Origin of the sequence: Candidatus Pseudomonas phytovorans, assembly GCA_029202525.1 — a bacterium.
In the GTDB taxonomy this organism is placed as follows: Bacteria; Pseudomonadota; Gammaproteobacteria; order Pseudomonadales; family Pseudomonadaceae; genus Aquipseudomonas; species Aquipseudomonas phytovorans.
Genome location: CP119325.1, coordinates 5,888,614 through 5,901,804, shown reverse-complemented (window position 1 = coordinate 5,901,804; position 13,191 = coordinate 5,888,614). Strand labels below are relative to the sequence as shown.

The 13,191-nt window shown below is 61.6% G+C and carries 18 protein-coding genes and 1 riboswitch; of the genes, 10 read left to right on the top strand and 8 right to left on the bottom strand.

The features are described from left to right. Positions 1-30 precede the first annotated feature (30 nt). Complete coding sequence (locus P0Y58_26055) at positions 31-1,305, bottom strand: uracil-xanthine permease family protein (GenBank protein ID WEK30314.1); 1,275 nt, start codon at positions 1,303-1,305, stop codon at positions 31-33. Positions 1,306-1,307: 2 nt separating this feature from the next. After that, on the bottom strand, positions 1,308-1,946 hold the full coding sequence (gene upp, locus P0Y58_26050) for a uracil phosphoribosyltransferase (GenBank protein WEK30313.1): 639 nt from the start codon (positions 1,944-1,946) through the stop codon (positions 1,308-1,310). Between the two features lie 160 nt (positions 1,947-2,106). Here upp and P0Y58_26045 point away from each other — a divergent pair, with 160 nt between their 5' ends. From P0Y58_26045 to P0Y58_26030, 4 genes are all read left to right on the top strand, one after another. Further along, positions 2,107-2,664, top strand: a complete 558-nt coding sequence (locus tag P0Y58_26045; protein WEK30312.1) for a hypoxanthine-guanine phosphoribosyltransferase — start codon at positions 2,107-2,109, stop codon at positions 2,662-2,664. Positions 2,665-2,666: 2 nt separating this feature from the next. Continuing rightward, positions 2,667-3,140 carry a WbuC family cupin fold metalloprotein gene (locus P0Y58_26040; protein ID WEK30311.1) on the top strand — a complete coding sequence of 158 codons (474 nt, stop codon included), beginning with the start codon at positions 2,667-2,669 and terminating at the stop codon, positions 3,138-3,140. A 51-nt stretch (positions 3,141-3,191) separates the two neighbouring features. Beyond that, positions 3,192-3,662, top strand: a complete 471-nt coding sequence (locus P0Y58_26035; protein ID WEK30310.1) for a hypothetical protein — start codon at positions 3,192-3,194, stop codon at positions 3,660-3,662. A gap of 68 nt (positions 3,663-3,730) precedes the next feature. Next, entirely contained in the window at positions 3,731-4,021 is a 291-nt protein-coding gene (locus tag P0Y58_26030; protein WEK30309.1) for a PA4642 family protein, read from the top strand. Between the two features lie 115 nt (positions 4,022-4,136). On the opposite strand, the gene mqo is transcribed toward P0Y58_26030, so the two are convergent. Beyond that, positions 4,137-5,645 carry a malate dehydrogenase (quinone) gene (gene mqo / locus P0Y58_26025; GenBank protein WEK30308.1) on the bottom strand — a complete coding sequence of 503 codons (1,509 nt, stop codon included), beginning with the start codon at positions 5,643-5,645 and terminating at the stop codon, positions 4,137-4,139. A gap of 600 nt (positions 5,646-6,245) precedes the next feature. Further along, positions 6,246-6,479: a hypothetical protein gene (locus tag P0Y58_26020; protein ID WEK30307.1), complete on the bottom strand. Its 234-nt coding sequence runs from the start codon at positions 6,477-6,479 to the stop codon at positions 6,246-6,248. 145 nt (positions 6,480-6,624) lie between these two features. On the opposite strand from P0Y58_26020, the gene P0Y58_26015 reads away from it, so the two are divergent. Continuing rightward, positions 6,625-7,209: a YajG family lipoprotein gene (locus P0Y58_26015; protein ID WEK30306.1), complete on the top strand. Its 585-nt coding sequence runs from the start codon at positions 6,625-6,627 to the stop codon at positions 7,207-7,209. 111 nt (positions 7,210-7,320) lie between these two features. Here P0Y58_26015 and P0Y58_26010 read toward each other — a convergent pair whose 3' ends face one another. Continuing rightward, entirely contained in the window at positions 7,321-7,527 is a 207-nt protein-coding gene (locus P0Y58_26010; protein ID WEK30305.1) for a hypothetical protein, read from the bottom strand. A 159-nt stretch (positions 7,528-7,686) separates the two neighbouring features. Here P0Y58_26010 and P0Y58_26005 point away from each other — a divergent pair, with 159 nt between their 5' ends. Continuing rightward, positions 7,687-7,947 carry a hypothetical protein gene (locus P0Y58_26005; protein WEK30304.1) on the top strand — a complete coding sequence of 87 codons (261 nt, stop codon included), beginning with the start codon at positions 7,687-7,689 and terminating at the stop codon, positions 7,945-7,947. Between the two features lie 37 nt (positions 7,948-7,984). Here the strand turns inward: P0Y58_26005 and P0Y58_26000 are convergent, their stop codons facing one another. Continuing rightward, the gene (locus tag P0Y58_26000; GenBank protein WEK30303.1) at positions 7,985-9,151 is read right to left on the bottom strand and encodes a 1-acyl-sn-glycerol-3-phosphate acyltransferase; all 1,167 of its coding nucleotides are present in this window, start codon (positions 9,149-9,151) and stop codon (positions 7,985-7,987) included. 125 nt (positions 9,152-9,276) lie between these two features. Here P0Y58_26000 and P0Y58_25995 point away from each other — a divergent pair, with 125 nt between their 5' ends. From P0Y58_25995 to P0Y58_25980, 4 genes are all read left to right on the top strand, one after another. Next, positions 9,277-9,459 (top strand): CPXCG motif-containing cysteine-rich protein, encoded by a 183-nt coding sequence (locus P0Y58_25995; protein ID WEK30302.1) that lies wholly within the window; start codon positions 9,277-9,279, stop codon positions 9,457-9,459. Further along, a complete protein-coding gene (locus tag P0Y58_25990) occupies positions 9,459-9,719 on the top strand; it encodes a DUF2007 domain-containing protein (GenBank protein ID WEK30301.1) in 261 nt (86 codons plus the stop codon). Before P0Y58_25995 ends, P0Y58_25990 begins: the two co-directional genes overlap by 1 nt. 15 nt (positions 9,720-9,734) lie before the next feature. Further along, on the top strand, positions 9,735-10,355 hold the full coding sequence (locus P0Y58_25985; protein ID WEK30300.1) for an SOS response-associated peptidase: 621 nt from the start codon (positions 9,735-9,737) through the stop codon (positions 10,353-10,355). Positions 10,356-10,453: 98 nt separating this feature from the next. Then, positions 10,454-11,272, top strand: coding sequence for a M48 family metallopeptidase (locus P0Y58_25980; protein ID WEK30299.1), 819 nt, complete (start codon positions 10,454-10,456; stop codon positions 11,270-11,272). A gap of 36 nt (positions 11,273-11,308) precedes the next feature. Here P0Y58_25980 and P0Y58_25975 read toward each other — a convergent pair whose 3' ends face one another. Together P0Y58_25975 and P0Y58_25970 are read right to left on the bottom strand one after the other, a co-directional pair. Continuing rightward, on the bottom strand, positions 11,309-11,890 hold the full coding sequence (locus tag P0Y58_25975) for a TMEM165/GDT1 family protein (GenBank protein WEK33399.1): 582 nt from the start codon (positions 11,888-11,890) through the stop codon (positions 11,309-11,311). Between the two features lie 91 nt (positions 11,891-11,981). Continuing rightward, a riboswitch (yybP-ykoY riboswitch) is annotated at positions 11,982-12,121 on the bottom strand. A gap of 39 nt (positions 12,122-12,160) precedes the next feature. Further along, positions 12,161-13,159: a class I SAM-dependent methyltransferase gene (locus P0Y58_25970; GenBank protein ID WEK30298.1), complete on the bottom strand. Its 999-nt coding sequence runs from the start codon at positions 13,157-13,159 to the stop codon at positions 12,161-12,163. Positions 13,160-13,191: the final 32 nt, after the last annotated feature.

The following is a 13,191-nucleotide window of genomic DNA, read 5'->3' as shown; positions in this document are numbered from 1 at the left end:
GCGAAGAGGCCAGATCAGGCTAACGCCGGATCAAGGCAACTGATCATCCAGCTTCTTGTGCTTCCAGCCATCGTTGCCCGGCAGGATCAGGTTCAGGGCAATCGCCACGATGGCGCACAGGGCAATACCCTTGAGGCCCCAGTCATCCGGGCCGTCACCGCTGCCGATCAGCACGCCGCCGATACCGAACACCAACGTTACCGAGACGATCACCAGGTTGCGTGCCTCGGAAAGGTCGATCTTGTGGCGGATCATGGTATTCATGCCCACCGCCGCAATCGAACCGAACAGCAGGCACAAAATGCCGCCCATCACGGGTACCGGGATGCTCTGCAGCAGCGCGCCGAACTTGCCGATGAATGCCAGGGTGATGGCGAACACTGCCGCCCAGGTCATGATCTTCGGGTTGTAGTTCTTGGTCAGCATCACCGCGCCAGTCACTTCGGCGTAGGTGGTGTTGGGCGGGCCGCCAAACAGGCCAGCGGCAGTGGTGGCCAGGCCGTCACCCAGCAAGGTGCGGTGCAGACCAGGCTTTTTCAGGTAGTCACGGCCGGTCACGCTACCGACTGCAATCACCCCGCCGATGTGCTCGATCGCCGGCGCCAGGGCGACCGGGACGATGAACAGAATGGCCTGCCAGTTGAACGCTGGCGCGGTGAAGTTGGGGATCTCCAGCCAAGGTGCAGCGGCGATCTTGGCGGTGTCGACCACCCCGAAGGCGAATGCCATGGCAAAGCCCACCAGCACGCCGGAGAGGATCGGTACCAGACGGAAGATCCCTTTGCCGAACACCGCGACGATCAAGGTCGTCAGCAGCGCTGGCATGGAGATCAGCATGGCGGTCTTGTAGGGCATCAGCGCCGCGCCGTCCCCACCTTTGCCCATCGCCATGTTGGCAGCAATCGGTGCCATGGCCAGGCCGATGGAAATGATCACCGGGCCGATCACCACAGGCGGCAGCATGCGGTCGATGAAGCCGGTGCCTTTGATTTTCACCATCAGGCCCATGAAGGTGTACACGAAACCTGCGGCCATCACGCCGCCCATGGTCTCGGCCAGGCCGAACTGGCCCTTGGCAAGGATGATCGGTGTAATGAAGGCAAAGCTGGAGGCCAGGAAAACCGGTACCTGGCGGCCGGTAACCAGCTGGAACAGCAGCGTGCCGATGCCGGCGGTGAACAGCGCGACGTTCGGGTCGAGGCCGGTGATCAGTGGCATCAGCACCAACGCGCCGAATGCCACGAAGAGCATCTGCGCGCCCGAAACGACCTGGCGCCAGAGCGGGTCGTTGAAGCCGTCCTGCATGGTCAGGCGTCCTTTTGCTTGGTGCCGAAAATTTTGTCACCGGCATCGCCCAGGCCCGGCACGATGTAGCCGTGTTCGTTCAGGCGCTGGTCGATCGAGGCGGTGTAGATCTGCACGTCCGGGTGGGCTTTCTCCACCGCTGCGATGCCTTCTGGCGCGGCGACCAGCACCATGGCGCGGATCTCTTTGCAGCCAGCCTTTTTCAGCAGGTCGATGGTGGCGACCATCGAAGCGCCGGTGGCCAGCATTGGGTCGATGATCAAGGCCAGGCGCTGGTTGATGTCCGGTGCGAGCTTTTCCAGGTAGGTATGGGCTTCGAGGGTTTCCTCGTTGCGGGCAACGCCCACGGCGCTGACCTTGGCACCCGGGATCAGGCTGAGCACGCCGTCGAGCATGCCGATGCCGGCGCGCAGGATCGGGACTACGGTAATCTTCTTGCCGGCGATTTTTTCAACTTGCACCTTGCCACACCAGCCGTCGATCTCGTAGGTTTCGAGTGGCAGGTCCTGGGTGGCCTCATAGGTCAGGAGCGCGCCGACTTCCTGGGCGAGTTCGCGAAAATTCTTGGTGCTGATATCAGCACGGCGCATGAGGCCGAGCTTGTGGCGGATCAGCGGGTGGCGGATCTCACGAGTGGGCATAGGGGGGCTCCGAAAGGCGGGCAAAAAAACCGCGCTAGATTAATCTATTCAGCCTGTGCTGTCGTCTGGTCATTCTGGACGTTAGTCCATAAATGCTTGATCTGGGACGAGCGGATGCGTACCTTTGCCCGCTTTTCCAAAATGCCCCCCGGAGCGCGCCATGTCCGCCGATCTCGAGCACATCCGCCAAGTCATGCGTGAAGCTGACTGCCTGTACACCGAAGCTGAGGTCGAAGCGGCCATCGCCAAAGTCGGCGAGCAGATCTGCAAAGACCTGCACGATAAAAACCCCGTCGTCTTCTGCGTGATGAACGGTGGCCTGATCTTCTCCGGCAAGCTGCTGACCCACCTGCAGTTCCCGCTGGAAGCCTCGTACCTGCACGCCACCCGCTACCGCAACCAGACCAGCGGCGGTGAGCTGTTCTGGAAGGCCAAGCCGGAAGTGTCGTTCATCGACCGTGATGTGCTGATCGTCGACGACATCCTCGACGAAGGCCACACCCTCAGCGCCATCATCGAATTCTGCAAACATGCCGGCGCGCGTTCGGTGCACACCGCCGTCCTGATCGACAAGGACCACGACCGCAAGGCCAGCCCGGACCTCAAGGCCAACTACGTGGGCCTGCCGTGTATCGACCGCTACATCTTCGGTTATGGCATGGACTACAAAGGCTACTGGCGCAATGCCAACGGCATTTTCGCCGTCAAGGGGCTGTGACCATGCGCCAGCCAGCGTTCATCGACCAGTCGCTGTTCGCCGGGCTGGCCGAAAAGGCTGCCGCCAATCCGCGTGGGCGGCAGCATCACAACTTCCATGAGATGGAAGAGCCTTGCCACCGCATGGCAGTGGGGCTGCAGCCAACCACCTACATTCCGCCGCACCGCCACTTGAGCGACGACAAGGCCGAAGCGCTGATCGTGCTGAAGGGCCGCCTGGGGCTGCTGATTTTCGATGAGCAGGGCGTGGTGACCGACAAGCGGGTGTTGCAGGCGGGCGGAGACTGCCTGGGTGTGGACCTGGCGCCCGGTACCTACCATGGCTTGGTAGTGCTGGAACCGGACAGCATCTTGTTCGAGTGCAAGGCCGGGCCATACCGGCCTGTGGGAGAGGGCGAGCATGCGCACTGGGCGCCGCGCGAGGGTGAGGTGGGCGTAGCCGAGTACCAGGCCTGGATGCTCGCGCAGTTCGATTGATAGAGCCTGCACACGGCATGCTAGAGTGCTCCTTCATACAAGGAGCCTCACATGCGTGCGATTCTTCCCCTCCTGCTGGCAGTCAGCCTGCCACTCGCCGCCGCACCCCTGCACAGCCAGTTTCTGCCGCCAGACGACCAGTCCCTGCGCCAGGAAGCGCCGACCGGCCAGCAACTGCTGCAAGTGACCGACTACTCGGTGGTGGTGGGGGCCCAGCGCCAGTCCGACCAACAGCCGATCCCGATCACCTCGTCGCTGCAGGTGCGCCTGAAGGGCAAGCCGTTGAGCAAGGGCGCGACCATCGCCCAGGTGCTGTTGACCTTCGACGGGGAAGCGGCCAAGAGCCTGAAGAAACCCGTGTATGACGAGAAAAGCCGCACCTTGAGCCTGAATTACCCGGTCAGTGACTACCGGGTAATCATGGACCTGCTGCGTAACGAGACCCTGTACGTGCAGTTTCTCACTTATGCCAACGGCCATATCTGGGCCGACCTGCACACCGGTACTGTACGTACGCGTTGAGGCACGCAGCCTGCGAGGGGTAAACTGCCGGCCTTCGAAATCCCGTGATGGTCCAGTTGGAGTCGGCAATGCGTAAAGACAAGAAACAGATAATCGGCGACGAAATCAGCGACGACTACATCAAGTCGTACCTCCTGTTCGAGCCAGCCGATAGCGTGACCTCGCCGTCTCTGCACAAGCTGGTCAAGGCCTACCGTGGCCTGCGCGTCGACGACTTCGAGCGCTTTGTCGGCTTCTTCGTCGAAGCGGGCCTGGACCTGGATGGCAAGGACGAACACGGCCAGACCTTCGTCGAGCAGATCGCCGACCAGCGCAATGCCCCCGAGTACATCGAGATTATCGACAACGCCCGTGGCTGATCTTCAACCTGTGCCGGCCCTTTCGCGGGCAAGCCCGCGAAGAGGCCGGCACAGGCTGATAGAAATCCAGGCATAAAAAAACGCCCCGAGGGGCGTTTTTTCGTTACCGGCCGGTTCAGGCGTAATGCTTGGCCGCCGGGCTGTTTTCTGCAAGATCCAGCGCCACGTCGTTGTCGGCACTGATCTTCTGGTACAGGGCAGCATCGGTCGCCAAGGTCTTCTCGCGTGCCGGGAAGATTTCCTTGAGCTTGGCAGCCCAGGCACCTTTGGCCTGCTCGGGGAAGCAGCGTTCAATCAGTTCCAGCATGATCGAAACGGTCACCGACGCGCCCGGCGAGGCGCCGAGCAGTGCAGCCAGGCTGCCGTCCTGGGCCGAGACCAGCTCGGTACCGAACTGCAGTACACCGCCTTTTTTCGGGTCTTTCTTGATGATCTGCACGCGCTGACCAGCCACTTCCAGGCGCCAGTCTTCGGCCTTGGCCTGCGGGTAGAAGCGACGCAGGGCTTCCAGACGCTGCTCCATCGACTGCATCACTTCGCTGACCAGGTACTTGGTCAGGTCCATGTTGTCACGGGCCACGGCCAGCATCGGGCCGATGTTGCCCATGCGCACCGACAGCGGCAGGTCCATCAGCGAACCGTGCTTGAGGAACTTGGTGGTGAAACCGGCGTATGGGCCGAACAGCAGCGAAGTCTTGCCGTCCACAACGCGGGTGTCCAGGTGCGGTACCGACATCGGCGGGGCACCCACGGCAGCCTGGCTGTAGACCTTGGCCTGGTGCTGCTTGACGATTTCCGGGTTGTCGCAACGCAGCCACTGGCCGCTGACCGGGAAGCCGCCGAAGCCTTTGCTTTCCGGGATGCCAGACACCTGCAGCAGGGGCAGTGCTGCGCCGCCAGCGCCGAGGAACACGAAACGGGCGTCCACATCACGGCTGCTGCCGCTGTTGACGTCCTTGATGCTCACGGTCCAGCCGCTGCCATTACGACGCAGGCCGACAACCTTCTTGCTGTACTTCACCTGCGCGTCTGGTGAGTCGCCCAGCAGTTTGAGCAGCTTGTTGGTCAGCGCGCCGAAGTTGACGTCGGTGCCTTTGGCTACACGGGTAGCTGCAATGTGCTGATCGGCCGGGCGGCCTGGCATCATCAGCGGCATCCAGTCGTTCATCACGGCCTTGTCTTCGGTGTATTCCATCTCGCTGAAGGCGTGATGCTGCTTGAGCATCTCGAAGCGCTTCTTGAGGAAGGAAACACCCTTCTCACCTTCGACGTAGCTCAGGTGTGGGACAGGGTTGATGAAAGCACGCGCCGAGCCGAAGTTGCCCTTCTTGCTCAGGTAGGCCCAGAACTGGCGCGAAACCTCGAACTGGGTGTTGATGTGCACGGCCTTCTTGATGTCGATGCTGCCATCGGCGGCCTGAGGCGTGTAGTTAAGCTCGCACAGGCCAGCGTGGCCGGTGCCTGCGTTGTTCCAGGGGTTGGAGCTTTCCGCGGCTCCGGAGTCCATCGCCTCGACGACCTCAAGCTTCAGGGTCGGGTCAAGCTCCTTGAGCAGTACGGCCAGGGTGGCACTCATGATGCCCGCGCCTACCAGTACTACATCAACCGATTCGTTCTGCGCCATTTAACGCGTCTCCACAATCTACAGCTACCTAATTGACAGCATAGGACCTGGGGTAGCCAGGGTCGCCATGTCCGACTTTTCGCAGTTCTTGCAACTTCCGCGGACACCGCCAATCAGTCTTCGGGTTCAGCTATTGAACGCCGTTTGCCACGGGTGCGGCAATTCGACTTATGGTCAAGGTGTCGTGCGTGCGTTATGGAACGGTTCAGACACTCATACGGGATGAGCGTATTTGCCGCCTGTTCAGGGCTGTTCGGGACACATCTGCCGCTTTTGCACATGCCAGACTGTTCATTTGCTCGCCACACTCTTGTGAAGTTGTGAAAACCGTTTTTTCACGCTCTTTTGGAGACGTGAACCTCAAAAGGGGACTGCGCGATGGCAACCCGCAGGTTCATGCAGTGTGAAGGGCCGGAAAAGCAGGCACGACAGCCGATGCAAGACCTGAGTGGAAGGCTCTCTGTGGGCTAGGCGATGGAGTTGCCGGGGTCAATCGGCGAATGCGGGGCCCGATCAGGAGACGTCCTTATAATCGGGGGGAGATTATAGCGATGTCGCGGGCAGAAATGTCGCCATTCGTGGATTTTATTGCAGCGTTTTTCAGGCTGCGAGGATGCGCTGGTGCCAGCGGCGGCTTGCGCGGGCGCAAACCCGGGCATCGGCGGGCAGCTCGCGGCCCAGCCAGGCCAACTGTATTTCACCGACCTGCACCCAGCCGCTGCCGCTTGGTACCTGGCTGCATTGCTTGAAGGCCAGGCATTTGCCTTGGGCATCAAGGCGGGCGTAGGCGTTGTGGCGCGGGCGTTGGAAGAGCAGAGTCCAGAGCGAGGCCATGGCGGTGAGTCCTTTGCGTTAGGGCTTGGCGCAAGGATAAGGGCATGGCCATGAAACGATTGTGACAAGCGGGGCGGGCCGATGACTGGTCTGTGCCTGGCTAGGTATACTGTGCGCCTTTGCCGCATTTTCTGGAGAAACGCGCATGTTGCAACGTCTGTTGTTCGGTTTGATTGCCGTGGCCAGCCTCAGCCTGGTCGGTTGTGCCCACAGCCCGCAACAACTCAACCCGCAGCCCACGCTCAAGGCCCAGTTGGCCCCGGTAGGCCACGGCCAGCCGGTCGTGGTGCGAGTGGTTGACGGTCGCCCTTCGCCGTCGCTGGGCACCCGTGGTGGCATGTACCCCGAAACCAGCACCATCAGCGTCAGCGGTAACGACGTGGTGCCGAAGCTGCAGGCCCAGGCCGAAGCTGCTGTGCGCCTGCTGGGTTTCACCCCATCGCCGAACGCCTCTAATGCACCACAGCTGACCGTGACCCTGGCCGAGCTGAAGTATCAGTCGCCCAAAGACAACCTGTACGTGACCGAGGCCACCATCGGTGCCACCTTCCGTGCCGATGTGCGCAATGGCGGCCGCAGCTACAGCGGCCGTTACGGTGCTTCGCTGGACCAGCGCTTCGGCATGGCGCCGAACCAGGATACCAACACCCAGTTGGTGGGTGATGTGCTGAGCGATGCCCTGACCCGCCTGTTCAAGGACCCGACCATCGGGCAGGTGCTGGGGCAGTAAGCTTCAGGCTGTATGAAAAAAACCCGCCGCCTGTGTGACAGGCAGCGGGTTTTTTGTTGCCTGTGCGGGCCTCTTCGCGGCTAAAGCCGCTCCCACAGGGACCGCACAGGTTCAGGCAGCTTCTATGTGGAAATCCAGCAAGCTGAAGCCGGTCCCGGCATCCACCTCTGGCAAATCCTCATGCACATGCCCGCCCAGCGCACAGTACACCAGCCACTGGCGGTCCTGCACATTGATGGCAAAACCATCGATCAACGCCTGTTGTTCATCGCTCTGTGCAACGAGGTAGAGGCGGTCCTGGTTTTCGGCATGCAGCATGAACAAGCTCCGGGTCATGAATGGCCGACAGGGTGGCCTGTTCAGATGACGAGCGAATGACAGATGAAATTTAATGACACTTTGTCGCCCATGTCGGGCGCTGGAGAAGGACTTGGGTAGAATGCGGGCCTTTGCCGCTGCTCACACCGAGGTTGCGTGATGTCCTTGCAAGTGCTCTGGGGGTTCCTGGCCGCCCATCCTACCAAGCTGATCAACCTGCTGGCACTGCTGCTGACCTGCCCTGGCGGGCTGCTGCTGCACAGTGCGCGGCGGCGCGCGGCTGAGACCCGTGAATACATGGCTGTGGAGGAGGGGGTGGTGGACGCGTTTGACCTGCGGGTGCCCAAGTACTTCTACATTCTTGGCTTTGCATGCCTGGCGATGGCGCTGCTGTTGTCCTGGTTCAGTACCTGGGTTTGAGAACCACTGGGGCTGCTAAGCAGCCCCCTACAATCTGTCAGGCTACAGGTGCCTGCTGCTTGACCTGGTACTGGTTACGCACTGGCGTCGCATACTGCAACACCAGGTAAGGCCGCTGCTCTTCAGGGCAGGCATCCAGGCGGCGCTGCCATTCTTCCCTGGCCTTGGCCAGTTCGTCTGCCGGGAATACGTTCTCGGCACTCGGCACCTGCAGGGCCTCATCCTTGCTGTCCCACATCGCATACGCTAGGTAATGCACCGGGAACAGCCGGTAGCTACCCAGGATCTGTCGGTCGATCTCAACAGCCAGCTGCTTGGTGTCCTCGTGGTACGCGGTCACCGGCGGGGTGAAGTTGATGTGCACCCGCCCCTTGTAGCCGGTAATGCCCTTGGCGATGCTGTTGTCATCTTCGCCGGGCGCCTTCTTGTAGGTACCGGTGGTGGCGCGGATGTACAGCTCGCGGGCCTTGGCCTGGTCGCACGGGTCGTATTCGTAGCTGATCGACACCGGTGTCAGGTTCAGGCTCTGGATCACCGCACCGAACGGCTCGTCCTTGCGGCTCATGTGGAACATCTTGAGGATCGCAGAGTCGGTGCGGTCATCACCGTCCTTGGCCCGTCCTTCGGCCTGGGCGATCCAGATCGACGTGACATCGTTGCGGATCGAGTGGCTGATATAGGCCGAAAGCAGCTGGTAAGCGGCCAGCTTCTCGCGGCGCCCGCTGATCGAGCGGTGCACGATGAAACTCTTGTTCAGGCGCATCATGTCGCTGACAAAGGGCTTTTGCAGCAGGTTGTCACCAATGGCGATGCGTGGCGTCGGCAAGCCTGCGTGGTACACCGCGTAGTTGACGAAGGCCGGGTCCATGACGATGTCACGATGGTTGGCCAGGAACAGGTAGGCGGTGCCGGCCTTGAGCTGTTCCACACCCGAATACGTAACGCCGTCGGTGGCGCGGTCGATGGTCTGGTCGACGTAGTACTCGACTTTATCCTGCAAGGTCGAAACGCAGCTGACACCAGCAAATTCCTTGCGCAGGCGGCGGGCAATCAGCGGCTTGAGCAACCAGCCAAAAGCACCGGCCGCACGCGGGAAGCGGAAGTGGGTGAGGATATCGAGGAATGCCGGGTCGCTGAGCAGGCGTGCCAGAACGGCAGGGACCTCAGCATCGTCGTACGGTCGGATGGCATCGAATTCGCCCATCATGCTCTCTTGTTGGAAACGGCTAGGGTAATAAGGTAGGGGCGGGGTCCGAAAAACGGCTCGGACACACACAAGCCCTGTAAACAGACCGGCAATTATACGCATAAGTCACCCCGGAGGCCGCGATGCTGGAAACTGCGAACTATGATTGCCCGTATTGTGGCGAGGAAGTCGAAACCACGGTGGACCTGTCTGGTGGCGATCAGGAGTACATCGAGGACTGTCAGGTGTGCTGCAAGCCTATCCGCTTCGTGCTGCAGGTTCATGGCGAGGAGTGGATGCTGGATGTCTTCGGTGAGAATGACTGATGCGACGGATCTACGAACCTGAAAACCTGCTCGAAGCCGAAATGCTGGTCGGTATGCTGGCCAGTGAAGGCATCAGCGTGCAACTGGTAGGCCGTGATTTGATGGGGGGTGTGGGCGAACTACCCCTGCAAGGCCTGCTCGGGCTTGCGGTAGCAGATGAGCAGGCCGAGTACGCACGGCAGCTGATCGATGCGTACAATGATGCCCAGCCAATGGTTGGCGACGAACCGGAGAGCTTCCCCGGTACTTTGATCTGCTAGGTTCTGAATTCGCCCATGTGTGGACGTTATGCCCTGTTTCGCTGGCCCCAGGTGCTTGCCAGCCTGCCTGGCTTCCCCGAAGGCCAGCCGGCCCAATGGAACATTTCGCCCGGGGCTTCGGTGCTGATCCAGCGCCAGCTCGACGGCCAGCAGCAATTGGCCAAGGCGCGCTGGGGGCTTACCCCGGCCTGGCTCACAGACATGTCTCGCACCCCAGCCCACGCCCGTGCCGAAACCTTGGCCGAGCAGCCGATGTTTCGCGATGCATTTCGCCAGCGTCGCTGCCTGATGCCGGCCAACGGCTTTTACGAGTGGCGTGGCAGCGTGCGTAAACGCCCTTACTGGTTGACCCCCGGCGAGGGCTCGTCGCTGTACTTTGCGGCCGTGTGGGAGGCCTACCCGGTGCAGGACCAGGTGTGGCTCAGCTGTGCGGTGGTGACCCAGGCAGCCATGAACCAGCGTCGGCCGTTGATACTGGACGAGGCCGGGCAGGCGGCCTGGCTTGACCTGGATACGCCGGTTACCCGCTTGCACGAGTTGCTGGCCAGCCCGCCTGCAACGTTGCGGGAGCGGGCCCTGGCCAATTTCGTCAATGACCCGAAACTCGATGCGCCGGAGTGCCTGACCCCGGCTTGAAGCTTTGCCTGTACCGGCAAAGAAAATCTTCCCTACGGCTATAGCGGGCACAGGCGACTCGGCCTAGGATACGGCGCATGTAAAAAGGGAGTGTTTTCATGCGTAAGTCTTTTGTCGTCAGCCTGTTGAGTGCTGGCATCCTGCTGGCCGGCTGCCAGGCGGTGAACACCACCAGCGGCGGCGCTGTCGGCGTACAGCGCCAGCAATACATGTTCAGCATGCTCTCGACCGATGAGGTCAACCAGATGTACGCCCAGTCGTACCAGCAGACCCTGGGTGAGGCATCGAGCAAAGGTGTGCTCGACAAGTCCAGTGCTGATGCCAAGCGTGTGCAAGTCATCGCCAACCGCCTGATCGCCCAGGCGCCCAAGTTCCGCCCGGATGCCGCGCAATGGAACTGGGAAGTCAACGTGATCAAGAGCGACGAGCTGAACGCCAACTGCGGCCCGGGCGGCAAGATCATCGTCTACACCGGGCTGATCGATCAGCTCAAGCTCACCGATGCGGAAATTGCCGCTGTGGTGGGGCATGAGATTGCTCACGCCCTGCGAGAGCACAGCCGTGAGGCGATGTCCAAGGCTTATGGCGTGCAAATGGCCCGTCAGGGTGCCGGTGCCCTCTTGGGCCTGGGCGAGGGCAGCATGGCCATGGCCGATGCCGTGGTGAACTACTCCATGACCCTGCCCAACAGCCGTGCCAACGAGAACGAAGCCGACCTGATTGGCCTGGAGTTGTCGGCGCGCGCCGGGTATGACCCGAATGCCGCGATCACTTTGTGGAACAAGATGAGCAAGGCTTCTGAAGGCGCGCCGCCTGAGTTCATGAGTACTCACCCGGCGTCCGAAAGCCGCATTGCTTCGTTGCAGGCAGCCATTCCGAAGGTGATGCCGTTGTATCAGGCAGCTGCCAAGCAGTAGATCTGCAAGGGGCTGCCAAGCAGCCCCCTTCAGCAGTTACCCAACCCAGCCACTGGCCTTCATCGCCGTGTAAACGGCCACGATCGCCAGCACGATGAAGGCTGTGGCCGCCAGGCGGCGGATCAGCGTCAATGGCAGCTTGTCTGCTGCAAAGTTACCCGCCAATACCACCGGCACGTTGGCAATCAGCATGCCCAGGGTGGTGCCGATGATGACCATGATCAGGTGCGGATACTGCGCCGCCAGCATCACGGTGGCGACCTGGGTCTTGTCACCGATTTCGGCCAGGAAGAACGCGATCAGCGTAGTCAGGAAAGGACCGAAGCGGCGCGCCGGGTTCTCGTCGTCGTCCATCTTGTCGGGTACGAGGGTCCACAGTGCAGTGGCGGTGAAGCTCGCGGCGAGGATCCAGTGCAATGCCGAGTTGCTGAAGAAACTACCGAACCAGGCACCCACGGCACCGGCTGCGGCATGGTTGGCCAGGGTGGCGGCTACGATACCGGCAATGATCGGCCATGGCTTGCGGAAGCGGGCAGCGAGAATGAGCGCAAGCAGTTGCGTCTTGTCGCCGATTTCGGCGAGGGCAACGATGGCGGTGGGGACCAACAGAGATTCCAGCATCAGGATTCCTACGGGGGCGGGTCGACACGGCTATGACACGTACAGCCTCCCCGCCCCGGGTAAGGTGTGCGTGTCATAGGTCTTGTCAAACCCTGGATCCGTCTGTGCGGATCTGCCCATGCAGGCTGGCATGGTGGGTCGCACGCGCCATGGTCTGTTGACCAAGTATGTTGACGCGTACCGGGCGAGCAGTGCGCTCGCGGGAGACTACTCCCCTAGGACGGTGCGGATTCTGCCTAGGCAAAACGCTTTCGGCAAGCGCTGTTTTTATCGGCGTGTTGCGTAATAAATCCGGAAGCCGTCGGCCTCGTCGCGGATTTCGCAGTTGCCCAGCGCCCCTTCGATCAACGGCCGATAACGCAGGAAGCTGTTCGCTACCAAGCGTATTTCGCCGCCTTTTCGAAGATGAACGGCTGATTTTTGCAGCATGGTTTCCGATGCCAGGTAGTGGGTGTGCACGCCGGTATGGAAAGGAGGGTTGCTCAGGATTACGCTCAAATCCTTGGGTGCTGCGTCAATCCCGTCGCCGATGACCACCTCGCCTTCAAGGCCGTTTGCGGCCAGCGTCAGCCGACTGGCCGCCGCAGCAAAGGCGTCCACATCCAGCAACGTTACCTGGCTTTGTGGATAGCGACGTTTGACTGTGGCACCCAGTACCCCGGCGCCACAGCCGAAGTCCAGCACATGCCCGCTGGGCAGGCCGTCGAGGTGCTTGAGCAGCAGGGCGGTACCGCGGTCGAGGCGCCCGTGGCTGAAAACGCCAGGCAGGCTGACCACTTGCAGCGGGCCGTCTTCCAGGGCCAGCTCGAAGCGTTCGGCCAGGCTTTCCAGCGGCTTGGCTTCGGGTGCCTGCTCGACGGTGACTTGCCACAGCTGGCAGTGACGGGCGCTGTCGAGTTTGCGCGGTTTGCCAAAGGCCTGCAGCTGTTTGGCCGCGCCTTCGATGCCGCCACGCTTTTCGCCGACCAGATACAGCTCACGGCCGCCCAGGCGCGACGCCAGGGCATTGAGCAGATAGGCCGCCAGCTCGCGGGACTTGGGCAAGAACAGTACGGCGCTGTCGAAGGCCACCTCAGGCGGCTCGACTCCATAATGGCTGCGACCGGCAAAGCGGCTGTCGAGCATGGCGTGATCGCCCGCATGCCACGTCCAGGCCTGGGCCTGCGGCAATTGGCCGAGCAGGCCATCGGCGGGGGCGCCGGCGATCAGCAGCGGCCCCTGGAACAGCTCTGCCTGGCGGAGCAACACTTCACTGCGCGGGTCCATGGACGACGCCTCCTGAAAAAGTGGCGCAGTGT